Here is a 22,031-nt window from a genome sequence, read left to right as displayed (position 1 = left end):
TCGACCATGCCGCGATTCGTCTCTCCGGGACCAGCACGCCAAGCCGTGCCGTTGGGTTTCCGAATTGCCAATGGCGGCGCGGAACCCTATGTCTGAGCCAACACACAGGCAATGATGAACCTTTCGATGGCACGCGCCTTCCTTTTTGTCCTCGACTCCTTCGGCATCGGCGGCGCGGCCGATGCCGAACGTTATGGCGACACCGGCTCTAATACGTTCGCACACATCGCGCGGGCCTGCGCAGAAGGCCGCGCCGATCGCGAAAGCCTGCGTGCCGGACCCCTTCTTGTACCAAACATGCTCGCGCTCGGCCTCGGCCAGGCCGCGGCAACGGCGACGGGTTTCAGGTTCGAGAATGCCGGCAGTGCGCCGCTTGCCGCCGCCTTTCACGGCGCGGCCCAAGAGGTTTCGAGCGGCAAGGACACGCCATCGGGCCATTGGGAAATAGCCGGCCTGCCGGTCCGTTTCGACTGGGGTTACTTCCCAGACAAGATTCCCGCCTTTCCGGCCGAGTTGACCGAAGCAATGGTGCGTGAAGGGAAGGTGCCTGGCATCCTCGGCAATTGCCATGCTCCGGGCACCGAGATTATCGAACGGTTCGGCGAAGACCATATCCGCACCGGCAAGCCGATCTGCTACACCTCGATCGACTCCGTCCTGCAGATCGCCGCGCATGAGGTTCATTTCGGCCTGGAACGGCTTTACGAGTTCTGCAAAGTGGTGCGCAGGCTCGTCGATCCGCTGAATATCGGCCGCGTCATCGCGCGGCCGTTTATCGGTGAAACCGCCGCCACGTTCGAGCGAACGCATAATCGTCGCGACTATGCCGTACCGCCGCCGGAACCGACGCTGCTCGACCGGCTGACGGCGCGCGGCAGCCGGGTTATCGCGATCGGCAAGATCGGCGACATTTTCGCCCATCGGGGGATCTCGGAAGTCCGCAAGGCTGCCGGCAACATGGCGATGTTCGACAAAACGCTTGGTGCCATGGAAGACGCCCGCGACGGCGACCTCGTCTTCGCGAACTTTGTCGACTTCGACACCGAGTTCGGGCATCGGCGCGACGTTGCGGGGTATGCCGCCGCACTCGAAGCTTTCGACCGGCGCCTGCCCGAGGCATTCGCACGGCTGAGGCCAGGCGATCTGCTCATTTTGACCGCCGATCACGGCAACGATCCGACGTGGCGCGGCACCGACCACACGCGCGAGCGTATTCCGATTATCGGGACACGGCCGGGTTTCAAAGGCGCAGAGATCGGACTGAGGACAACATTTGCCGACATCGGCGAAACCGTGGCCGAACATCTCGGGCTGGCGCGCGGCCGTCACGGCACCTCCTTCCATGCCACGATAGGTGGCCATGCCTGAGCTGCCGGAGGTAGAGACAGTCAGGCGCGGTCTGCAGCCGGCCCTTGAAGGTGCCCGCATTGTCGGTGTCGAGGCACGCCGGCCGGATTTGCGGTTTCCGTTCCCCGAGAGATTTTCGGAGCGGCTGACCGGCAAGACGATTGCGGCGCTCGGCCGCCGTGCCAAATATCTGACAATGCACATGGACAACGGCCCGGTTCTGATCTGCCATCTCGGCATGTCGGGTTCGTTTCGCATCGAAACGGCCGACGAGAGCGCAACGCCCGGCGCGTTCCACCACGAACGTTCGAAAAACACTGCTCACGATCACGTCGTCTTCGACATCGCATCCCCTGCCGGCGTCCGCTCTCGCGTGATCTTCAACGACCCGCGCCGCTTCGGGTTCATGCTGTTTTCGGAAGGCGAGCCCGACATGCATCCGATGCTGGCGGGATTAGGCGTCGAGCCTACAGGCAACGCACTGGACGGCGCGCTGCTCGCTTCGTTGCTGAAAGGTCGCAAGTCACCGCTGAAAGCGGCACTTCTGGACCAGAGGCTGATTGCCGGGCTAGGCAATATCTACGTCTCGGAAGCGCTTTGGCGGGCCGGCCTGTCGCCGCTGCGCGAAGCGGGCACCCTCGCGAGAGCCGGCAAGAAAGCCAAAGAGCAGAGCGAACGCCTGGCCGAAGCAATCCGCTCGGTCGTCGCCGATGCGATCGCCGCCGGCGGCTCGTCGTTGCGCGATTATATGCAGACCGATGGATCGCTGGGCTACTTCCAGCATTCCTTCGCGGTTTACGATCGCGATGGGGAAGCCTGCTCCAAGCCTGGTTGTGGCGGCCACATCGAGCGTATCGTGCAAAGCGGTCGTTCGACTTTCCACTGCCGGGCCTGTCAGGCTTGAACCAGAAGCGAGGAGGAGCAAAGCATGGGCTATGAAACCATCATCGTCGAAACCCGCGGCAAGGTCGGGCTGATTACGCTGAACCGGCCGCAGGCGCTCAACGCGCTGAATTCACAAGTGCTCGCGGAACTGGTCGCGTCGGTGAATAGCATGGGCGCCAATGCCGACATCGGCGCCATGGTCATCACTGGTTCGGAAAAGGCTTTCGCGGCAGGTGCCGATATCAAGGAAATGCAGTCCATCTCCTATGTGGATGCCTATCTGCAGGATTTCTTCGTCGGTTGGGAAGAATTTACGCGGGCACGAAAGCCGATCATCGCGGCGGTGGCGGGCTATGCGCTGGGGGGCGGCTGCGAACTGGCGATGATGTGCGACTTCATCATCGCCGCCGACACCGCCAAATTTGGCCAACCCGAGATCACGCTGGGCGTCATGCCCGGCATGGGCGGATCGCAGCGCCTGACCCGCTTTGTCGGCAAGTCGAAGGCGATGGATATGTGCCTGACGGGTCGAATGATGGACGCAGCCGAGGCCGAGCGTTCCGGCCTTGTCTCGCGCGTGGTGCCAGCCGGCGAGTTGATCGAGGAAGCGCTTAAGGCAGCGTCCAAGATCGCTGGTTTTTCCTTGCCGTCGGTGATGATGGCAAAGGAGGCCGTCAACCGCGCCTATGAGACGACGCTCACCGAGGGTCTGCGGTTCGAGCGCCGGCTGTTTCATTCGCTGTTTGCGCTGGATGACCAGAAGGAAGGCATGGCGGCCTTCAGCGGCAAGCGGAAGCCGAATTTCACGAACCGATGAGATGACGAAGGCGCCGGTCAAAAAAGAAAGCGCTGCAGCGTTGACGCGCCGGAAAAGCTGAACTATAAGCCGCACCAACCGAGGCGGCCCTGTGGCTGCCCGTTTGTTTTTTGCGCCCTGCGGTATCCCGCAAGCGCCCACCAGATCAGAAGAGAGGCACCATGGCCAATACCTCCTCGGCCAAAAAGGCAACGCGCAAGATCGCCCGTCGCGCAGCGATCAACAAGAACCGCCGCTCCCGCGTCCGGACCTACATCCGCCAGGTCGAAGAGGCGCTCGCGGCTGGCGATAAGGCGGCCGCACAGGCTGCCTTCAAGGTGGCCGAGCCGGAATTGATGCGCGCCGCGACCAAGGGCGTGGTGCACAAGAACACGGCATCGCGCAAGGTGTCGCGGTTGGCCCAACGGGTCAAGGTGCTGTCGGCCTAATATACCTTTTCCTGAACTGCGCTTCTTCAAACCCGGCCAATCGCGCCGGGTTTTTTTTCGTTTGCCGGCAAGTACTTAAAAGAAAGCCCGCAAAATGGCGCTCCGGGTGCATTTCAAAGTTCGAAATGCTTTGCCGGCATATACATGCCCGCTGATATTCGCAGCCTTCGAAACCGCCAATACGAAAATTTCCGAGCGTCACAGATTACTGTTTTTTTTCAGAGGCTTACCGATGGTGATCCACAGCTTGTTCACATCGGCTGTGGCCGATAGGCGGCAATTGGCTGTCAAGTGAATTATTTCAGAAAATTTCGCATTGTGTGGCCTTTTTCACATTCGCCGGAAAAGGGTTTGAATCACAATGGCTTTGTCAAAATCAACTGTTGCAGCATGGCGTTCGAAACGTCCCTTTCTAGTCAGATTCCTTAAAAATCCGTTAGGGGTGGCCTTGCCCTATCCACAGCGATTTCGGTAATGTCTGTCCATCGAAGGGACGGGCCCTTGGCCCTTGACCAGCCTGAAACCGGCCAGCTCAAATTGGCAGAGTTTACACCGCGGATTCAACTCCGCGGACGGGGTTGGTTTGTCTTTTCGATACGGTAGGGGACTGGCGTAATTGTACATGGCAGGTCGACGGTGCGCCGGCGGTTTTTCGCCGGACGGCATTTTGTTGCCCTGACATGACCAAAGCGGATCGGCTCTTCGGCGCCGGACCGACAACGAGGCGATTCATCAGCCGGCGGCGGCGATGGTGTCGCAGCGAAGACACGGTCGCCGGAAACATGGATGCAGGAGGCGCATCCCCGGCGGAAAACAGGTACAAGAGACAAGGAACTCGATCATGCAGAGCGGCGGCATCGAAAGGGAGCTTACAGGCGACCTCCCATTTCCTGGAACGTTAATCGGAAGGAACGACATGGCGGCTTCCAATGAAGCTGAACAGAAGTTCGATCGGGTCAAGGCCCAGTTGAAGGCGCGTCTGGGAACCGAGGTCTATTCGAGCTGGTTCGGGCGCATGAAGGTCGCTGAATCCTCTAAGGGCATTGTCCGCATCTCAGTGCCAACCGCATTCCTGCGTTCATGGATCAACGGCCACTATCTCGATCTCATCACCGAGTTGTGGAAGCACGAGGATCCGGAGATCCTCAAGATCGAGATAGTGGTTCGCACCGCCACACGGCAGGGCCGCAACAACGTCGAGCCAGAAGTGGCCCCGGCGCGCAAGATGACCAGGCAGACGCAAACCGCGCTCTCTGCGGGCACGGCGAGCCCCAGCAGGGTCGAACGGGTCCCGGTACCCCGCCCGGGGATGCCGGCAGAAACCGAGTTCCGGCACAATGTTCTCGGTTCGCCACTCGATCCACGCTATACTTTCACCTCCTTCATCGAAGGACCATCGAACCGAGTGGCTTTTGCCGCCGCCAAGGCGGTCGCGGAATCGCAGTCGAGCGCGGTGCGTTTCAATCCGCTCTTTCTTCACGCGACGGTCGGGCTGGGCAAAACGCACCTGTTGCAGGCGATCGCCGCAGAATCGCTGAAGCAGAATCCGAAATCGCGGGTCGTCTATCTGACGGCTGAGTATTTCATGTGGCGGTTCGCCACCGCGATCCGCGACAACAACGCACTGACGCTGAAAGAACAGCTGCGCGACATCGACCTCCTCATCATCGACGACATGCAGTTCCTGCAGGGCAAGTCGATCCAGCACGAATTCTGCCATTTGATCAACATGCTGCTCGACAGCGCCAAGCAAGTGGTGGTCGCTGCCGACCGGCCGCCGTCGGAATTGGAGTCGCTGGAGCCACGCGTCCGCTCGCGCCTCAACGGCGGCGTCGCGCTGGAAATGTCAGCCCCGGATTTCGCCATGCGTATCGGTATGCTCAAGCTCAGGCTTGCCACCGCCAAGCTCGACGATGCGTCGCTCGATATTTCCGAAGAGATCCTCAACCACGTCGCCCGCACGGTGACCGGCAGCGGACGCGAGCTCGAAGGTGCCTTCAACCAGCTTTTGTTTCGTCAATCCTTCGAACCGCAGATCACCATCGACCGCATCGACGAGATCCTTGGCCACATCTATCGTTCGGGCGAACCCAAGCGGGTGCGTATCGAGGACATCCAGCGCATCGTCGCGCGCCACTACAACGTGTCGAAGACCGAACTTCTGTCCAACCGGCGCACACGCACCATCGTCAAGCCACGGCAGGTCGCCATGTATCTGTCGAAGGTGATGACGCCGCGCTCGCTGCCGGAGATCGGGCGGCGGTTCGGCGGTCGTGACCATACGACCGTGCTGCATGCGGTGCGCAAGATCGAGGATCTTTCCGGTGCCGACAACACACTGGCGCAGGAACTCGAATTGCTGAGAAGGCTGATCAACGACCAGGCCTGACGGCCCGAAAAACGCCGGCTCGCGGACTCCGGCCTTTTTATCCCCAGAAAGCCCGTGCAGCCGGTCCGAACCGGTGGCGCGGGCTTGCGTTTGCCGGGTTTTTCCTGTCAGTTTACGCAGATTCTGAGCCTGTTCAGACCTTTCGCGGGGCGCCGCTTGCCGGAGACCCGTTCATTCATTCAAGCGAGCCTGTTTCGTCATGCGTGTTATCCTGGAACGGTCAAATCTCCTGAAGTCGCTCAACCATGTTCACCGCGTGGTCGAGCGGCGCAATACCATTCCGATCCTGTCGAACGTGCTGCTCAGCGCCGAGGGGGCCAGCCTTGAAATGAAGGCGACCGACCTCGACCTGGAGGTGACCGAAGCAACGCCGGCAAAGGTCGAACGTGGCGGGGCGACGACGGTCCCGGCACATCTGCTCTACGACATCGTGCGCAAGCTTGCCGACGGCGCGGAGGTGGCGCTGAAGACCGACGAAGACGGCAACGCCATGACGGTGACGTCGGGGCGCTCGAGCTTCCGCCTGCAATGCCTGCCGCAGTCCGACTTTCCCGAGCTTTCAGCCGGGTCGTTCTCGCATATTTTCCGGCTCGATTCCGTCGGACTAAAGGGCCTCATTGAAAAGACCCAGTTCGCCATCTCGACCGAGGAGACGCGCTATTATCTGAACGGCATTTATCTGCACACGCACGAGGCCGGCGGCAAGCTGAAGCTGCGCTCTGTCGCGACCGACGGCCACCGGCTGGCGCGCGCCGAGATCGATGCGCCGGCAGGCTCTGAGGGCATGCCTGGCGTCATAATCCCGCGAAAGACGGTCAGCGAGCTGCAAAAGCTGGTCGACGATCCCGATGTTGCAGTCACCACCGAGTTGTCCGACACCAAGATCCGTTTCACCATCGGCAGCGTTATCTTGACCTCCAAGCTGATCGACGGCACTTTCCCGGACTACCAGCGCGTCATTCCGACCGGCAACGACAAGAAGCTGATTATCGATCGCCAGAGTTTCGCCGCTGCCGTCGATCGCGTTTCGACCATTTCGTCCGAACGCGGCCGGGCGGTGAAGCTTTCGATCGCCGAAGGGCAGGTCACGCTTGCGGTCAACAACCCGGATTCGGGCAGTGCCACCGAGGAACTGGCGGCCGACTATTCGTCCGATCCGATCGAAATCGGCTTCAACGCCAAATACCTGCTCGACGTTGCCGCGCAACTGACCGGCACGGAGGCGAAGTTCATGCTGGCGGATGCCGGTTCCCCGACGCTGATCCACGACATGGCCGACGAGACCGCGCTCTACGTGCTGATGCCGATGCGGGTGTAGGGCCCGAACGGGGCCATCTTGCTGTCGTGACCAGATCTGCAAAACCGCAGCAGACGTACATAAGTAAGCTCACACTTACGAATTTCCGCAACTATGCGGCGTTGGCAATCGACCTTGATCCCGGTGCTGTGGTTTTCTCCGGCGACAATGGCGCCGGCAAGACCAATCTGCTTGAAGCGATCTCGCTGCTCACGCCGGGCCGCGGCCTGCGCCGCGCACCCTATTCCGAGGTGGCGCGCGAAGGCGGCGACGGTGGCTTTGCGCTGCATGCCCGGCTTGACGGGCCGGAAGGCCAGGTCGAGATCGGTACCGGAATATCGGGCAGCGACGGCGAAGCCGGCCGGCGGGTGCGGATCAACGGCGCGACGGCACGCTCAGCCGAAGACATGCTGGAATGGCTGCGCGTGGTCTGGCTGACACCGGCCATGGACGGCCTGTTCCCCGGGCCGGCTGCCGACCGCCGGCGCTTCCTAGACCGGCTGGTGCTGGCGATCGATCCTGGCCACGGCCAGCGCGCGCTTGACTACGAAAAGGCAATGCGCGGCCGCAACAGACTGCTCGCCGACGGTTCACGCGACGGTGCCTGGTTCGATGCGATCGAGATGCAAATGGCCGAGACCGGCGTGGCGATTGCCGCGGCGCGTGCCGAACTGGTGCGCCTGCTCGCCGCCATGATCGACCGGCTGCCCGGCGACGGACCGTTTCCGCAAGCCGACATCGGCATCTCTGGCGAACTGGAAGGCGAACTCGGTATTTTGCCGGCCGTCGACGTAGAGGAACGGTTCCGTCGTGCGCTTGCCCAGGGGCGCGACCGCGACCGCACCGCCGGACGCACGCTCGACGGCCCGCACCGTTCCGACCTCGTGGTGCGCCACCGGCCCAAGGCGATGCCGGCCGAGCTCTGTTCGACCGGCGAGCAGAAGGCGCTGCTGGTCGGCATTGTCTTGTCGCATGCGCGGCTAACCGGCGAGATGTCGGGCATGACACCGATCCTGCTGCTCGACGAGATCGCCGCCCATCTCGACGGCGGTCGACGGGCGGCCTTGTTCTCGATCCTGGAGGAACTAAACTGCCAGGCCTTCATGACCGGGACCGATGCCGCGTTGTTTGACAGCCTCAAGGGACGCGCGCAATTCCTGACCGTCGATCACGGCACGGTCAGGCCGACCATTTGAATTTCGTCCATGGCGCATTTCTGAGCTGCATGCATTGACGCCTGACAAGTTTTTTCCTCCGTTATATGGTCCGGCGATGATCACAGCCGCCCTCACCGATGAAGAGCTCGAACGCTACGCCCGCCACATCGTGCTGCCCGAGATCGGCGGCGCCGGCCAGCAGCGGCTGAAGCGGGCGCGGGTGCTCGTCATTGGCGCCGGCGGATTGGGAGCGCCGGTGCTCGAATATCTCGCCGCCGCAGGGATTGGCACTCTCGGTATCGTCGACGACGACATCGTTTCGCTTTCCAACCTGCAACGACAAGTGATCCACGCCACGCGCGATGTCGGGGTGGCGAAAACCGACAGCGCCAGAGCGGCGATCATCCGCATCAATCCAAACGTCGTCGTGGAAGAGCACAATTTCAGGCTGACCGTGGACAACGCCCCTACCCTCATTGCCCGTTATGACATCGTCGTTGACGGCTCCGACAATTTCGAGACACGCTACGCGGTGGCCGACGCCTGCGCCGCGGAAAGCCGGCCGCTCGTGCATGCCGCCGTTGGCCGCTTCGACGGCTCGGTCACCGTACTGAAGCCATTCGAAACCGGCCCGGACGGCAAGTTGAACCCAAGCTACCGCGATCTCTTTCCCGAGGCGCCGCCGCCGGGACTGGTGCCATCCTGCGCGGTGGCCGGCATTGTCGGCGCGCTGACCGGGGTCATCGGCACGCTGCAAGCCATGGAAGCGATCAAGCTGATCACCGGGATTGGCGAGCCGCTGGTCGGACGACTGCTGCTCTACGATGCGCTGGCGGCACGCTTCGACACGATCCGCTACAAGCGAACCAGCCCGTGAGCCTGCCTGCCGACGTTTCCATCGTGCAGCTTGCAGCCGATTTCGACCGTTGGGACGAGGTGCTGGCGCTGGTCATGCGCGCCTTCGCCTTTATGGACGGGGTTATTGACCCGCCGTCCTCGGCGCATCGGCTCACCGTTGAAAATCTCAGGGCTAGAGCGCTGGAGGAGACAGCATTCCTGGCGCTGAAGGAAAACGAGATCGTCGGTTGCGTCTTCATCCTGAAGCGCGCAGACGAGCTCTATGTTGGAAAGCTCGCGGTCGAGCCGGTTCTTCAGGGACAAGGCATTGGAAAACAGCTGATGCAGGCCGTCGAAGATCTTGCCCGCAGCCACAACAGGACCGCCATCGAGCTCCAGACCCGGATCGAGCTGACCGGAAATCACGCAGCCTTTGCCCGCCTCGGTTTTCGTGAAACCGAACGGACAGCGCACAAGGGCTACGACCGGCCGACCTCAATCACCATGCGCAAGGCGTTTTCGTAAGCCAAAGCTATCCAACGACGAACGCGTGGTTGCCGCGGCAAGACTGTGCCGGCGTGACGGCAGGTCACGCCCTCAACGGCAGCACGCGGTCGGGCGGGCGATGACCATCGAAGAAGGCGCGGATATTGATGATCACCTTCTCGCCCATGTCGATACGGCCTTCGAGCGTCGCCGAACCCATATGCGGCAACAGCACGACCTTGCCTTTGTGGGCAAGCTTCAGCAGCTTGCTGTTCAGCGCCGGCTCGTGCTCGTAGACGTCGAGGCCGGCGCCGGCGATCTTGCCGTCATGGATGAGCTTGATCAGCGATTCCTCATCGATGATATCTCCGCGCGCGGTGTTGACTATGTAAGCGGACGGTTGCAGAAGCGCCAGCCGCCGTGCCGAAAGCAGATGGAAAGTTGCCGGTGTCGATGGGCAATTGACCGAGATAATGTCCATACGGGCAAGCATCTGGTCGAGGCTTTCCCAATACGTGGCTTCCAACTCCTCCTCGATTGCCGGCAGCACGCGGTGGCGGTTGTGGTAGTGGATCGAGAGGCCAAACGCCTTGGCGCGCCTGGCGACAGCGGTGCCGATGCGACCCATGCCGACAATGCCGAGCCGTTTGCCCCAAATGCGCCGGCCGAGCATCCAGGTCGGCGACCAGCCCGCCCATTTCTTATCGCCGGTCAGCACGTTGGCGCCTTCGGCCAGCCGTCGCGGTACGGCCAGCAGCAGCGCCATGGTCATGTCGGCCGTATCTTCGGTCAGCACGTTCGGCGTGTTGGTGACGGTGATGCCTTTCTTGGCCGCTGCCGCAACGTCGATCTTGTCGACGCCATTGCCGAAGTTGGCGATCAGCTTGAGGTTGTCGCCGGCCTGGGCAATCAGCGCCGCGTCGATATTGTCGGTCACAGTCGGCACCAGCACGTCGGCCTCCTTGACCGCCGCCACCAGTTCCGGCTGCGTCATCGGCCTGTCCTCCACATTCAAGCGGGCGTCGAACAACTCGCGCATGCGGGTCTCGACTAGGTCGGGCAACTTGCGCGTGATGACGACGAGGGGCTTCTTTTTGCCTGCCATTGTTTCCTCGAACCCGATCTCGTTGAGACCTCTTTAACCAAGAACGGCGAAACTGAGAGCCGATCGCGGTACCGGTCATCCATGTAACAAGCGGTTCCGCCGAAGACAAAGAAAAATGGGCGCGAAGGCCGATTGGCGGGCGCCGAAAGGAACGAAAGTGTCTGGTTTCGCGTCGCTCCGCCTGACCCTCAGTGCAGCATTCCTCGGCGCTCTCATCCATAGCCCACTGGTGATGGCGCAAAGTGCCGCCGCACCCGCCCAGAGCGTCACGCTCGGACCAAGCGGCTTGCCGCTGCCGCGCTTCGTCAGCCTGAAATCCGGCCGCGTCAACTCGCGCGTTGGGCCGGGCGTCAATTATTCCGTCGACTGGATGTATATGAAGCCAGGCCTGCCGATGGAGATCATCCAGGAGTTCGATACGTGGCGCCGTGTGCGTGATGCCGACGGCTCGGAAGGCTGGATCAATCAGTCGCTGCTTTCGGGCCGTCGCACGGCGATCGTCGCCCCCTGGCAGCGCGGCAAGGACGCTCGCGTCAACCTCCTTGACGACCCGGCAAAAGATGCAGGCGTCATCGCGATCCTCGAACCGGGGGTAATGGGCACGATCAAGTCCTGCGATGGCCAGTGGTGCGAAATGACCTTCGACGGCCATACCGGCTGGCTCGCGCAGTCGCTGGTCTGGGGTGCCTATCCCGGCGAAAAGGTCAAGAACTGACCTTTCCGAACCGGAGATCAGGCCAGCGCTGCAAGCACCGGATCCGGCATTTGTTTCGCTGATCTTCGGTTCGGGGATGGTTTAGCGGCCGATGCGGCCGAGATGGGTATCCTGGAAACTGCTCGACAGCTTCAAACCATAGCCCAGAGCGCGGTCGACGGCGATGTGGGCGATCCAGATCAGCGCGACAGCTATCGCCATTGCATTGTCAAAGACGCTGCCGACAAGCGCCAGCAGAACGGGCAAGATCAGTATGTGCAAGGCGTTGTAGGCGACGGCGCCGACGCGCGGCCCGGCCATGTAACCCAGCATCGACAGGTCGGGCGCCAGAATGAGCACGGCAAACAGCCACCAGGAAACACCGGCGATTGCATAGAAGACAAGAGCCGCCACCGCGACGGCGACCCATTCGAGCCGGAGCGTCAAATCCAGGAATTTCATAAGGCGCCGGTCAGTCGCAGCGTTTCGGACGCAGTCTCACCACGATATCGACATTGGCGATCTCCATGCCCTCCGGCGGTTCCGGCAGGTTGGAAACCGTCACCGGGCCGCTGTCGATATCGAAGATCCTGTTTTCGCCCTCGATATAGAAATGATGGTGATCGGAGGTGTTGGTGTCGAAATAAGTCTTCGATCCCTCGACGGCAAGGATGCGGAGAAGACCGGCCTGGGTAAACTGGTGCAGAGCATTGTAGACGGTGGCCAGAGACACCGGCACGCCGGCGGCAAGCGCCTCCTCGTGCAGTTCCTCGGCCGAAAGATGGCGGTCGCCCTTGGCGAAAAGCAGATCGGCCAGCGCGATGCGCTGGCGTGTCGGCCTCAGACCGGCCTCGCGAACCCGCTTGTCCACAGCGACATTATCCTTCCGGCAACCCAGATCCATCTATCCGTCGCGCTCACAGTTCCGCCTCAGACAGGTCCAAAATGGCAGAAATTGAGCATCTGCCGAAACTGGACGTGTCCTGACATATATTCTGTCGACCGAATGCGATCAATAGCGCGCATTGACCCGGGCAGACGGGCAGGTTAAGCGCAAGCGCCGGTTTCCGGCCTGAAACAGATTGTGTTAGGAAACCACCGACAAGGGCGCCTATCGCCCGGGACGATCACGGGGACGAGATTGATGGCGGGTTCGAAATCCAGCTACGGTTACGAGGAATTGCTTGCCTGCGCCCGCGGCGAGCTGTTCGGACCGGGAAATGCGCAGCTGCCCTATCCGCCGATGCTGATGTTCGACCGCATCACCGAGATCAGCGAGACCGGCGGTGCGTTCGACAAGGGTTTCATCCGCGCGGAATTCGATATCAAGCCGGATTTGTGGTTTTTCGCCTGCCATTTCATCGGTAATCCGATCATGCCAGGATGCCTAGGCCTGGACGCCATGTGGCAGTTGACGGGGTTCTATCTCGGATGGCTCGGTGAACCCGGCAAGGGGATGGCGCTGTCGACCGGTGAGGTGAGGTTCAAAGGCATGGTCACGCCTTCGGTCAAGAAGGTGGAGTATGGCGTCGACTTCAAGCGAGTGATGCGCGGTCGGCTTGTGCTTGGCATCGCCGATGGCTGGCTGAAGGCAGATGGCGAGCCCATATACGCGGCAACGGATCTGAAGGTCGGTCTGTCCAAGCAATCGGCCGCCGTCTGAACGAAGACCCTACAGTACGACGTCTTGGACGTCTGATGAACGCTGTAGCACTTTAATTTTGCGCATGGTTCCATTCCGGAAATTGATTTCAGGTTCGGGGTCCGCGCTGGAAGGAGTTGCGAATGAGACGGGTCGTAGTCACAGGTCTCGGCATCGTGTCGTCGATAGGCAACAATGCCAACGAGGTGCAGACCTCGCTGCACGATGCCAGATCCGGCATCAGCTTCTCCGACTCTTTCGCCGAGCATGGCTTCCGTTGCCGGGTGTGGGGTGCGCCGACGCTGGACCCATCGGGCATGATCGACCGTCGCGCCATGCGCTTCCTGTCGCAGGGTGCTGCCTGGAACCATGTCGCAATGGACCAGGCGATCGCAGACGCCGGCCTCGACGGGGCCGACATCACCAACGAGCGCACCGGTATCGTGATGGGCTCCGGCGGACCGTCGACCCGTGCAATCGTCGAGGCGGCCGAGACCACGATCAAAAACGGCAGCCCCAAGCGGATCGGGCCGTTCGCGGTGCCAAAAGCGATGTCGTCGACCGCGTCGGCGACGCTTGCCACCTGGTTCAAGATCCACGGCGTCAACTATTCGATCTCATCGGCCTGCTCGACGTCTGCGCATTGCATCGGCAATGGCTACGAGCTGATCCAGTGGGGCAAGCAGGACATCGTCTTCGCCGGCGGCCATGAGGATCTCGACTGGACGATGTCGGATCTCTTCGATGCCATGGGCGCCATGTCGTCCAAGTTCAACGACAGGGCATCGGTCGCCTCACGCGCCTACGACGTCGATCGCGACGGTTTCGTCATTGCCGGCGGCGCCGGCGTGCTGATTCTTGAAGAGCTCGGGCATGCCAAGGCACGCGGCGCCAAGATCTATGCCGAGATCGTCGGCTATGGCGCGACATCGGACGGCTACGACATGGTGGCGCCGTCGGGCGAAGGCGCGGCGCGCTGCATGAAGCAGGCGCTCGCAACGGTGTCCTCGCCGGTCGACTACATCAATACGCACGGCACCTCGACGCCGGTCGGCGACTCCAAGGAAATGGGCGCCATCCGCGAGGTGTTCGGCGAGAAGATGCCTTTCATCACGTCGACCAAATCGCTAACCGGCCATTCTCTGGGCGCCGCCGGCGTGCAGGAATCGATCTACTCGATCCTGATGATGCAAGGCGGCTTCATCGGCGAGAGCGCCCACATTGAGAACCTCGATCCGGAATTCGAGGGCATGCCGATCGTGCGCAAGCGCATCGACGATGCAAGGATCGACACCGTTTTGTCCAATTCGTTCGGTTTCGGTGGCACCAACGCAACGCTGATTTTCCAGCGCTATTCCGCATAAGGATTTGCCGACCATGGACGGATTGATGAAGGGCAAGCGCGGGCTTGTCATGGGTGTTGCCAACGATCATTCGATCGCCTGGGGTATCGCCCGCAAACTGTCCGAACATGGCGCGGACCTCGCCTTCACCTATCAGGGCGAGGCCTTCGGGCGCCGGGTCAAGCCGCTCGCCGAGAAATTGGGCGCATCCCTGGTGGTGCCTTGCGACGTCGAGGACAGCGTGTCGGTCGCCGCGACTTTCGAGACTTTGGGGAAGGCGTGGGGCGGGCTGGATTTCGTCGTCCATGCAATCGGCTTTTCCGACAAGAACGAGCTGAAAGGCCTCTACGCCGACACGAGCCGCGACAACTTCATCCGCACAATGGTGATCTCCTGCTACTCCTTCACCGAGATCGCCCGTCACGCCGCCACATTGATGAAGGATAGCGGTTCGATGATCACGCTGACCTATGCCGGTTCGGTCCGTGTCATGCCGAACTACAACGTTATGGGTGTCGCCAAGGCGGGGCTGGAGGCCAGCGTCCGCTATCTCGCCAACGACTACGGCCCGCGCGGCATCAGGGTGAACGGCATATCGGCGGGACCGGTACGGACGCTTGCGGGCGCCGGGATTTCCGACGCACGCCACATGTTCTCCTACCAGCAGCGCAACTCGCCGCTACGCCGTACAGTGACGATCGACGAAGTCGGCGGCTCCGCGCTCTATTTGCTGTCCGACCTGTCCTCCGGCGTCACCGGCGAAATCCACTATGTCGATTCCGGCTATCACATCGTTTCCATGCCGACGCTTGACGAATTGAAGCAGACCGACGGCGGGCGGGAATAGCGCGAGCGACGTATCGCCGGCTTGCCCCGCAGGATTTCAGCGTCGCGCCGATAAGACCTTGAACATGCCGTCGCGGGCGAGCTCCGCATGGCTGGAGAAGGCGGCCGCCAGCACCGGTTCGTAGGGAAGTTGACGGTTCGCCACCATGAACAGCCGGCCGCCCGGCTTCAGCGCCTTGCCTGCCGCGCGGATCATGCCGGCACCGATTTCCGGCTCAGTCGCCCGACTGCGATGAAAGGGCGGGTTCATGACGACGACGTCATAGCGGCGCTCGACCGGCTCGCTCAAAAGATCGATCCAGAAGAAACCTGGCTCCACGCCTGTGTTGCCGAGATTGGCCTTCGCCGCCTCCAGCGCCTCGAAATCCGCTTCGTAAAGGTCAAGCGCCGATATGCCAGGTGAGCGGGCGCCGACCTCGGCGGCGACATAGCCCCAACCGGCACAGAAATCCGCAACGCTGCCACGCAGATCGTTGGGCAGATTTTCGATCAGCAGTTTCGATCCGGCATCGATCTTGTCGAAGGAAAACATGCCTGGCGCCGTGCGGAAGCAGCCCTCGACCACCAAATCCGGATTGGCAGCGCGAAGCGTTGCCGCGGCAACGGTATCGGCCGGCCGGCGAAACCAGAAGGCAATGCCGTGATGCTTCGGCAGGTGGCCTTCGAGCGGCACAAGGGCGCCGACATGCTTGCGCAGGCTGGCGATTCCATCGTCCTTGCTGCCGGCGACGACGATCAACCCGCCTGGTGCTGCGCGTTCGACCGCTTCGGCAACGCGCAACTCGTTTTGGCCGCGATGGCGGCCAGCGAGCACAAATGCCGCGTCGAAAGCCTCGCCTTCGACCTGCGGCGTGACCGCGAAGCCGGACGCCTGCAAGGCGCGAAAGTGCGGCCTGAAGCCTTGGACAAGATGAAGCTTGGCATCAAACCCTTCCGGCAAGCGAAAGCCGGGCTCGGCACCGAGAAAGAGTATGCGTTCATCCTTTCGTGGCAGGGAAACAGCACCGGCCTCGAACGAATGGAAAAGCGTTTTCAGCGGCTCGGCGGACATTCACCACTCTTGAACTGCAAGGCTGTTGTTGAAACGCAAACGGGCGCGACCTTCCGGCGCGCCCGCTTCGATTGCATAGTTAGATCAGCTTAGGCGGCGTTTTCTTCGCCTTCGCTCTTCTTGTCGCGCACGATTTCCTTGCCGGTGGCCTGGTCGACGACCTTCATCGACAGGCGGACCTTGCCGCGCTCGTCGAAGCCCATCAGCTTGACCCAGACCTTGTCGCCTTCCTTGACCACATCGGAGGTCTTGGCAACGCGGTCATTGGCGAGTTGCGAGATGTGGACGAGGCCGTCACGCGGACCGAAGAAATTGACGAAGGCGCCGAAGTCGGCGGTCTTGACGACCGTGCCTTCGTAGATTTCACCGACTTCCGGCTCGGCGACGATGGTGTGTATCCACTTCTTCGCCGCCTCGATCTCCTTGGCATTGGCCGAGGCGATCTTGACGGTGCCGTCGTCCTCGATGTTGATTTTGGCGCCGGTCTTTTCGACGATCTCGCGGATGACCTTGCCGCCCGAGCCGATCACGTCGCGGATCTTGTCGGTCGGGATGTGCATGACCTCGATGCGCGGCGCGAACTCGCCGAGCTCGGCACGTGCGCCGGACAGCGCGTGGGCCATTTCGCCGAGAATGTGCTGACGGCCATCCTTGGCCTGGTCGAGGGCGATCTTCATGATCTCCTCGGTGATGCCCTCGATCTTGATGTCCATCTGCAGCGAGGTGATGCCGTAGGCGGTGCCGGCAACCTTGAAGTCCATGTCGCCGAGGTGGTCCTCGTCGCCAAGGATGTCGGAGAGCACGGCGAAGCGCTCGCCTTCCTTGATCAGGCCCATCGCAATGCCGGCGACCGGCTTGGCAAGCGGCACGCCCGCGTCCATCAGAGCCAGCGAGGTGCCGCAGACGGTAGCCATCGACGACGAGCCGTTGGACTCGGTGATCTCCGAAACGACGCGCAACGTATAGGGGAACTGGTCGGCGGTCGGAAGCATCGGCCGGATGGCGCGCCAGGCGAGCTTGCCATGGCCGATTTCGCGGCGGCCCGGCGAACCCATGCGGCCGGTTTCACCGACCGAATAGGGAGGGAAGTTGTAGTGCAGGAGGAACTTCTCCTTGTACATGCCGGTCAACGAATCGACATACTGCTCGTCCTCGCCGGTGCCGAGCGTGGCGACGACCAGTGCCTGGGTCTCGCCGCGAGTGAACAGCGCCGAGCCGTGCGTGCGCGGCAGGACGCCGACTTCCGAGACGATCTTGCGGACCGTCTTCAGGTCGCGGCCGTCGATGCGCGAGCCGGTGTCGAGGATGTTCCAGCGCACGACCTTGGCCTGGAGCTCCTTGAACACGGTGCCGATCTGTTCGGACGTGTATTTGGCCTCTTCGCCTTCTGCCGGCGCGAACGCGGCCTTGACCTTCGCCTTGACGGCGTCGACGGCGGCATAGCGCTTCTGCTTGTCGGTGATCTTGTAGGCGTCGCGAAGCTCGCCTTCGACGATCTTGAGCATCTCCGCTTCAAGTGCGGAATAGTCCGGCGCGGTGAAGTCGCGCGGGTCCTTTGCCGCGACTTCAGCCAGCTTGATGATCGCGTCGATCACCGGCTGGAAGCCCCTGTGGCCGAACATGACGGCGCCGAGCATAAGGTCCTCGCCGAGTTCCTTGGCTTCGGACTCGACCATCAGCACGGCGTCGGCGGTGCCGGCGACGACCAGGTCGAGCTTCGATTCCTGCATCTCGTCGACATGCGGGTTGAGCACATATTCGCCGTTGATGTAGCCGACGCGGGCGCCGCCAACCGGGCCCATGAACGGCACGCCGGACAAGGTCAGGGCGGCGGAGGTGGCGACGATCGACAGGATGTCCGGGTCATTTTCGAGATCGTGCTGGACGACGGTGACGACGATCTGGGTGTCGTTCTTGTAGCCTTCGGCGAAGAGCGGGCGGATCGGGCGGTCGATCAGGCGGGAAACCAGCGTTTCCTTCTCGCTCGGACGGCCTTCCCGCTTGAAATAGCCACCCGGGATCTTGCCGGCGGCGTAAGTCTTCTCCTGGTAGTTGACCGTCAGCGGGAAGAAATCGAGGCCGGGTTTCGGCTCCTTCATCGAGACGACGGTGGCGAGAACCTTGGTTTCGCCGTAGGTGGCCAGCACCGCGCCATCAGCCTGACGCGCGATCTTGCCGGTTTCGAGAATGAGCGGACGGCCGCCCCATTCGATTTCCACTTTGTGGTAATTGAACATGTCTTGTCCTTCATATGCGGAAAGGGCCGCGCCGTTTCAGCGTGCGCGGATGCCCCTTTCCCTTGGCTTCCTTTCTCGGGCAGCCACGGGCAAGACAACGGGAGGCTCGGTTTATTCGGCGCGGTGCCGCACGAGCGTCCTGCAATCCTGCCCCATGACCGTCCATGGGCGGTTTCGAGCGGCCCTCTGCTGTTTCGAAACCGGGTTGGCCAATCGATCCGAGTGGCCTTGCGCGTGAACCCGAAAACCAGGTTTTCGGAAAATATCCTGCGCAAATCTAAACTTCAGAGCGTCCTTTGCGCATCCAAACCGATGCGCGGCGCTCTACTTCCTTCATGGAGCCTTGGATGACCCGATGCTCCAATGCGCGACCGGCGGGCTCTCGAAAGAACCCGCCGGTCAATTCGTCAACGGCGCAGACCGAGCTTCTCGATCAGCGTCTGATAGCGCGCGTCGTCCTTGCGCTTGAGATAATCAAGCAGGCTGCGGCGCTGGGAAACGAGAGCGAGCAGACCACGGCGGGAATGGTTATCCTTCTTGTGGTCCTTGAAATGGTCGGTCAGGTTCTTGATGCGCTCCGAAAGGATGGCCACCTGGACTTCCGGAGACCCGGTATCGCCCTTGGCGGTAGCGAATTCGCCCATCAATTCCTTCTTGCGTTCGGCAGTAATCGACATCGTGTTTTTCCTTGTCTGTTTGAGGAAACGGGACGCCCTCAGCCGGGATGTCGTCCAGCAGGGGCCGGTGCAAGCAACGCGTCAAAGCGCGAGGCTGCGGCGCATATAGTGCAATTCCGACAAAAAGGCCAGCCTAATTCACAAGCCGGCTTTTTGCTGCATAAACGGGCACTTCCGCCTAGTCAGAGCCATTTCTTCCATTTGAAGTACGCAAAGAGCCCGACCGCAACAAGCGCCATGAAGACGAGCGACAGGGGATAGCCGTAATAGGCTTTCAGCTCCGGCATGTTCCAGGGCGAGGTGTCGGGGTCGAAATTCATGCCCCATACGCCGACGAGAAAGGTAAGCGGCATGAAGATCACCGAGACGATCGTCAGATAGCTGATGACGTCGTTGGTGCGCGCCTGGCTGAGCGACAAGTGCATCTCGATCAGGCCGGTCAGCATGTCGCGCTGGGTTTCGACCAGTTCGATCAATCGCAGCGAATGATCGAGCGTGTCGTTCAGAAATATCTTGGTTTCGGCCTTCACATAAGAGACGTCGTTGCGGATCATGGTCGCCAGCGCGTCGCGCATCGGCCAAAGCACGCCCTTCAGCACATTGGCATCGCGCCGCAATTCGTGAAGCTGCCGCATCTGATGCTTGTGCGCCTGGTTCAGCATCTGGTCCTCAATGCTGTCGACCAATTCGCCGGCAGCCTCGATCGGCGGGAAATAGCTGTCAACGATGGCGTCGATCAAAGCATAGGCGAGATAGTCGGCGCCGCGCGAGCGCAAGCGGTTGGGCACCGAGCTTGCGATCCGCTTGCGCACGGGATCGAACGGGTCGCCTTCGCGTTCCTGGAAGGTGACGACGAAGTTCCTGCCGAAGAAGACGGCGATCTGTTCGTAGCGATGCGCGGTGACATCGTCGATCATCCTGACGACGACAAAGGCATGGTCCTCGAAGAAATCCACCTTCGGCCGCTGGCCGGTGTTGACGACATCTTCCAGCGCCAACGGATGCAGGTTGAAGATCCGGCCGATCTCCTCGATCAGCTGGATGTTGGCGAGGCCTGTGCAATCGAGCCAGATAACCGGCCAATTGTGGCAATGGGTGTTGACGTCGTCGATGCTGGCATTGTCGATGGTCTTGAACTTTTCGGGCGAGATCAATGTCAGCCTAAGCTCGGAACGGCGTGCCGCCGGGTCGGCGATCAGCGTGCCGGGCGAAGCCCCGACGGGCGGCCGCCGTGTGTTGAGCACCGCCCGCTTCCTGCCCGTCTCAGCCTTTGCCATGTGCCCCCTCGAATGCAGCGTCGGTGCCGCGCATCCCTTCGGACGGCAAACGACGCCGTCGCCCTGTTGATTTAGCGCATGATCCTTTCCCAAAATAGAATCCGGTTGGAGATCATGCGCCGAGAGACAGCTGTTACCCGATAAAGACCCGCTTTGGCTTGAACATGCCTTGCTCGATGGCGCCGATGGCGACCAGCTTGCCGCGCGCGGTGGCGCAGGCCTCCTCCGCTTCTACCGGCGCGTCACGGCCGCGAATGATGACCGGATTGCCGAGGCGGATTTTGGTTGCCGCATCATCGCTGATCGCGACCTGCGGCAGGCATTCGAGCGCGGCGGCGGTGTCGACCAGAAGTGCATCGATGGCACCGAAGTCGATCGGGGCGTCTGCTTCTTGCGGCTCGCCCTGCTCGCCGAAGCGGGCGGCTTCCAGCTCGGCCAGGGTAACGAAATCTTCCTGCGTGAACGGCTCGACCTCGACCCGCCGCAGCTCGGCGATGTGACCAAAGCAGCCAAGGTCGCGGCCCATGTCGCGCGCCAGCGAGCGGACATAGGTGCCCTTGCCGCATTCGACCTCGAAGATGGTGCGATCGGCCATGTGCTCGACCAGATCGAGCCGGCCGATCTCGACCTCGCGTGCCGGAATGTCGATCGTCTCGCCATCGCGGGCAAGGTCGTAGGCGCGCTCGCCGGCGATCTTGATCGCCGAAAATTGCGGCGGCGTCTGCATGATGACGCCGGTATATTTCGAAAGCAGCGCCCGTACGTCGGCTTCCGCCGGACGGCGGTCCGAGCTTTTGGTCGCCGGGCCTTCGAGGTCGTCGGTCGAACGCTCCTCGCCCCAGGCAACCGTGAAGCGGTAGACCTTGGCGCCGTCCTGGACGTATGGCACGGTCTTGGTCGCTTCGCCGAGCGCGATCGGCAGCATGCCGGACGCCAGCGGGTCGAGCGTGCCGGCATGGCCGGCCTTTTCCGCCTGGAACAGCCATTTGATCTTGGAGACGGCTTCAGTCGAGCCCATGCCGACCGGCTTGTCCAGTACCAGCCAGCCCGAGATCGGCCGGCCCTTCTTCTTGCCGCGACGCGCCACTATTCGCTGTCCTTCCGGTCGTCTTTGTCTTTGTCGTCGGCGCTGAGATCGCGCGCCACTTCGGGCGAGTGCAGCAACTCGTTTATCTTCTGGAAATTGTCGTAGCTGGTGTCGAGCCGGAAGCGGAATTCCGGCATGTACTTCATCTGGCGCAGCGCGCCGGAGACGCGGCCGCGCACGAACTTCGCATGCTTGTTGAGCGCCTCGATCACCGCCCCGGCATCCTTGGCGCCGAGCGGCGAAACGAAGGCGGTGGCGATCTTGAGATCGGGCGACATGCGCACTTCCGAGACCGAAACCACCGTGTTCTCGATCAGCGGATCGAGGATCTCGCCGCGCTGCAAGGTTTCCGACAGAGCATGGCGCACCTGCTCGCCTACGCGAAGCATGCGCTGGGATGGGCCTGATGTGATTGAACGGGGCATTTTT

At 61.8% G+C, this 22,031-nt stretch carries 22 protein-coding genes; 13 read left to right on the top strand and 9 right to left on the bottom strand.

The genetic code is table 11. The features are described from left to right. Positions 1–126: 126 nt before the first annotated feature. The 9 genes from NKI29_RS06410 to NKI29_RS06370 all read left to right on the top strand — a co-directional run bounded on the left by NKI29_RS06410 (position 127) and on the right by NKI29_RS06370 (position 9,682). A complete protein-coding gene (locus tag NKI29_RS06410; protein WP_352795695.1) occupies positions 127–1,368 on the top strand; it encodes a phosphopentomutase in 1,242 nt (413 codons plus the stop codon). After that, a complete protein-coding gene (gene mutM, locus NKI29_RS06405; RefSeq protein ID WP_352576941.1) occupies positions 1,361–2,251 on the top strand; it encodes a bifunctional DNA-formamidopyrimidine glycosylase/DNA-(apurinic or apyrimidinic site) lyase in 891 nt (296 codons plus the stop codon). The genes NKI29_RS06410 and mutM overlap by 8 nt, the downstream gene beginning before the upstream one ends. Before the next feature lie 24 nt (positions 2,252–2,275). Further along, positions 2,276–3,049 (top strand): enoyl-CoA hydratase, encoded by a 774-nt coding sequence (locus NKI29_RS06400; protein WP_352448613.1) that lies wholly within the window; start codon positions 2,276–2,278, stop codon positions 3,047–3,049. Positions 3,050–3,210: 161 nt separating this feature from the next. Beyond that, a complete protein-coding gene (rpsT, locus tag NKI29_RS06395) occupies positions 3,211–3,477 on the top strand; it encodes a 30S ribosomal protein S20 (RefSeq protein WP_023676922.1) in 267 nt (88 codons plus the stop codon). 916 nt (positions 3,478–4,393) lie between these two features. Continuing rightward, complete coding sequence (gene dnaA, locus NKI29_RS06390; RefSeq protein WP_352570349.1) at positions 4,394–5,866, top strand: chromosomal replication initiator protein DnaA; 1,473 nt, start codon at positions 4,394–4,396, stop codon at positions 5,864–5,866. Between the two features lie 199 nt (positions 5,867–6,065). Beyond that, on the top strand, positions 6,066–7,184 hold the full coding sequence (gene dnaN / locus NKI29_RS06385; protein WP_023676920.1) for a DNA polymerase III subunit beta: 1,119 nt from the start codon (positions 6,066–6,068) through the stop codon (positions 7,182–7,184). Positions 7,185–7,210: 26 nt separating this feature from the next. Next, positions 7,211–8,359 carry a DNA replication/repair protein RecF gene (gene recF, locus NKI29_RS06380; protein ID WP_352576939.1) on the top strand — a complete coding sequence of 383 codons (1,149 nt, stop codon included), beginning with the start codon at positions 7,211–7,213 and terminating at the stop codon, positions 8,357–8,359. A gap of 76 nt (positions 8,360–8,435) precedes the next feature. Next, positions 8,436–9,197: a molybdopterin-synthase adenylyltransferase MoeB gene (locus NKI29_RS06375; protein ID WP_352570347.1), complete on the top strand. Its 762-nt coding sequence runs from the start codon at positions 8,436–8,438 to the stop codon at positions 9,195–9,197. After that, positions 9,194–9,682: a GNAT family N-acetyltransferase gene (locus NKI29_RS06370; protein ID WP_352570346.1), complete on the top strand. Its 489-nt coding sequence runs from the start codon at positions 9,194–9,196 to the stop codon at positions 9,680–9,682. The genes NKI29_RS06375 and NKI29_RS06370 overlap by 4 nt, the downstream gene beginning before the upstream one ends. Positions 9,683–9,746: 64 nt before the next feature. Here the strand turns inward: NKI29_RS06370 and NKI29_RS06365 are convergent, their stop codons facing one another. Continuing rightward, the gene (locus NKI29_RS06365) at positions 9,747–10,748 is read right to left on the bottom strand and encodes a 2-hydroxyacid dehydrogenase (RefSeq protein WP_352570345.1); all 1,002 of its coding nucleotides are present in this window, start codon (positions 10,746–10,748) and stop codon (positions 9,747–9,749) included. A gap of 157 nt (positions 10,749–10,905) precedes the next feature. Here NKI29_RS06365 and NKI29_RS06360 point away from each other — a divergent pair, with 157 nt between their 5' ends. Beyond that, a complete protein-coding gene (locus NKI29_RS06360; protein WP_023676915.1) occupies positions 10,906–11,463 on the top strand; it encodes an SH3 domain-containing protein in 558 nt (185 codons plus the stop codon). Between the two features lie 81 nt (positions 11,464–11,544). Here NKI29_RS06360 and NKI29_RS06355 read toward each other — a convergent pair whose 3' ends face one another. Together NKI29_RS06355 and irrA are read right to left on the bottom strand one after the other, a co-directional pair. Beyond that, a complete protein-coding gene (locus tag NKI29_RS06355) occupies positions 11,545–11,904 on the bottom strand; it encodes a DUF4260 domain-containing protein (protein ID WP_352570343.1) in 360 nt (119 codons plus the stop codon). Between the two features lie 10 nt (positions 11,905–11,914). Then, positions 11,915–12,346 carry an iron response transcriptional regulator IrrA gene (irrA, locus tag NKI29_RS06350; protein WP_023676913.1) on the bottom strand — a complete coding sequence of 144 codons (432 nt, stop codon included), beginning with the start codon at positions 12,344–12,346 and terminating at the stop codon, positions 11,915–11,917. 240 nt (positions 12,347–12,586) lie between these two features. Here irrA and fabA point away from each other — a divergent pair, with 240 nt between their 5' ends. The 3 genes from fabA to fabI all read left to right on the top strand — a co-directional run bounded on the left by fabA (position 12,587) and on the right by fabI (position 15,274). Beyond that, positions 12,587–13,105 carry a 3-hydroxyacyl-[acyl-carrier-protein] dehydratase FabA gene (gene fabA, locus NKI29_RS06345; RefSeq protein ID WP_023676912.1) on the top strand — a complete coding sequence of 173 codons (519 nt, stop codon included), beginning with the start codon at positions 12,587–12,589 and terminating at the stop codon, positions 13,103–13,105. A 122-nt stretch (positions 13,106–13,227) separates the two neighbouring features. After that, positions 13,228–14,448, top strand: coding sequence for a beta-ketoacyl-ACP synthase I (fabB, locus tag NKI29_RS06340; RefSeq protein WP_352570342.1), 1,221 nt, complete (start codon positions 13,228–13,230; stop codon positions 14,446–14,448). A 13-nt stretch (positions 14,449–14,461) separates the two neighbouring features. Then, complete coding sequence (gene fabI / locus NKI29_RS06335) at positions 14,462–15,274, top strand: enoyl-ACP reductase FabI (protein ID WP_023676910.1); 813 nt, start codon at positions 14,462–14,464, stop codon at positions 15,272–15,274. A 36-nt stretch (positions 15,275–15,310) separates the two neighbouring features. Here the strand turns inward: fabI and NKI29_RS06330 are convergent, their stop codons facing one another. The 6 genes from NKI29_RS06330 to rbfA all read right to left on the bottom strand — a co-directional run bounded on the left by NKI29_RS06330 (position 15,311) and on the right by rbfA (position 22,027). Further along, positions 15,311–16,324, bottom strand: a complete 1,014-nt coding sequence (locus tag NKI29_RS06330) for a class I SAM-dependent methyltransferase (protein ID WP_352570340.1) — start codon at positions 16,322–16,324, stop codon at positions 15,311–15,313. A gap of 89 nt (positions 16,325–16,413) precedes the next feature. After that, positions 16,414–18,561, bottom strand: coding sequence for a polyribonucleotide nucleotidyltransferase (gene pnp, locus NKI29_RS06325; protein WP_292654001.1), 2,148 nt, complete (start codon positions 18,559–18,561; stop codon positions 16,414–16,416). A 407-nt stretch (positions 18,562–18,968) separates the two neighbouring features. After that, on the bottom strand, positions 18,969–19,280 hold the full coding sequence (gene rpsO, locus NKI29_RS06320) for a 30S ribosomal protein S15 (protein WP_280940423.1): 312 nt from the start codon (positions 19,278–19,280) through the stop codon (positions 18,969–18,971). A 140-nt stretch (positions 19,281–19,420) separates the two neighbouring features. Continuing rightward, positions 19,421–20,515: a magnesium/cobalt transporter CorA gene (gene corA, locus NKI29_RS06315; RefSeq protein WP_023676906.1), complete on the bottom strand. Its 1,095-nt coding sequence runs from the start codon at positions 20,513–20,515 to the stop codon at positions 19,421–19,423. A 133-nt stretch (positions 20,516–20,648) separates the two neighbouring features. After that, the gene (gene truB / locus NKI29_RS06310; RefSeq protein WP_352455118.1) at positions 20,649–21,602 is read right to left on the bottom strand and encodes a tRNA pseudouridine(55) synthase TruB; all 954 of its coding nucleotides are present in this window, start codon (positions 21,600–21,602) and stop codon (positions 20,649–20,651) included. Continuing rightward, positions 21,602–22,027 (bottom strand): 30S ribosome-binding factor RbfA, encoded by a 426-nt coding sequence (gene rbfA, locus NKI29_RS06305; protein ID WP_023676904.1) that lies wholly within the window; start codon positions 22,025–22,027, stop codon positions 21,602–21,604. The genes truB and rbfA overlap by 1 nt, the downstream gene beginning before the upstream one ends. Between the last annotated feature and the right edge of the window lie 4 nt (positions 22,028–22,031).

The sequence above is a fragment of the Mesorhizobium sp. M0678 genome (assembly GCF_040320505.1).
In the GTDB taxonomy this organism is placed as follows: Bacteria; Pseudomonadota; Alphaproteobacteria; order Rhizobiales; family Rhizobiaceae; genus Mesorhizobium.
Note: the sequence above shows the minus strand (reverse complement) of the source record. Positions and strands in the feature narration are given on the sequence as shown.

Excerpts from the sequence above, each read along its gene's own strand:
- NKI29_RS06410 (WP_352795695.1), top strand. The coding sequence starts at position 127 with ATGGCACGCGCCTTCCTTTTTGTCCTCGACTCCTTCGGCATCGGCGGC.
- mutM (WP_352576941.1), top strand. The coding sequence starts at position 1,361 with ATGCCTGAGCTGCCGGAGGTAGAGACAGTCAGGCGCGGTCTGCAGCCG.
- NKI29_RS06400 (WP_352448613.1), top strand. The coding sequence starts at position 2,276 with ATGGGCTATGAAACCATCATCGTCGAAACCCGCGGCAAGGTCGGGCTG.
- rpsT (WP_023676922.1), top strand. The coding sequence starts at position 3,211 with ATGGCCAATACCTCCTCGGCCAAAAAGGCAACGCGCAAGATCGCCCGT.
- dnaA (WP_352570349.1), top strand. The coding sequence starts at position 4,394 with ATGGCGGCTTCCAATGAAGCTGAACAGAAGTTCGATCGGGTCAAGGCC.
- dnaN (WP_023676920.1), top strand. The coding sequence starts at position 6,066 with ATGCGTGTTATCCTGGAACGGTCAAATCTCCTGAAGTCGCTCAACCAT.
- NKI29_RS06375 (WP_352570347.1), top strand. The coding sequence starts at position 8,436 with ATGATCACAGCCGCCCTCACCGATGAAGAGCTCGAACGCTACGCCCGC.
- NKI29_RS06365 (WP_352570345.1), bottom strand. The coding sequence starts at position 10,748 with ATGGCAGGCAAAAAGAAGCCCCTCGTCGTCATCACGCGCAAGTTGCCC.
- NKI29_RS06355 (WP_352570343.1), bottom strand. The coding sequence starts at position 11,904 with ATGAAATTCCTGGATTTGACGCTCCGGCTCGAATGGGTCGCCGTCGCG.
- irrA (WP_023676913.1), bottom strand. The coding sequence starts at position 12,346 with ATGGATCTGGGTTGCCGGAAGGATAATGTCGCTGTGGACAAGCGGGTT.
- fabA (WP_023676912.1), top strand. The coding sequence starts at position 12,587 with ATGGCGGGTTCGAAATCCAGCTACGGTTACGAGGAATTGCTTGCCTGC.
- fabB (WP_352570342.1), top strand. The coding sequence starts at position 13,228 with ATGAGACGGGTCGTAGTCACAGGTCTCGGCATCGTGTCGTCGATAGGC.
- fabI (WP_023676910.1), top strand. The coding sequence starts at position 14,462 with ATGGACGGATTGATGAAGGGCAAGCGCGGGCTTGTCATGGGTGTTGCC.
- NKI29_RS06330 (WP_352570340.1), bottom strand. The coding sequence starts at position 16,324 with ATGTCCGCCGAGCCGCTGAAAACGCTTTTCCATTCGTTCGAGGCCGGT.
- pnp (WP_292654001.1), bottom strand. The coding sequence starts at position 18,561 with ATGTTCAATTACCACAAAGTGGAAATCGAATGGGGCGGCCGTCCGCTC.
- corA (WP_023676906.1), bottom strand. The coding sequence starts at position 20,515 with ATGGCAAAGGCTGAGACGGGCAGGAAGCGGGCGGTGCTCAACACACGG.
- rbfA (WP_023676904.1), bottom strand. The coding sequence starts at position 22,027 with ATGCCCCGTTCAATCACATCAGGCCCATCCCAGCGCATGCTTCGCGTA.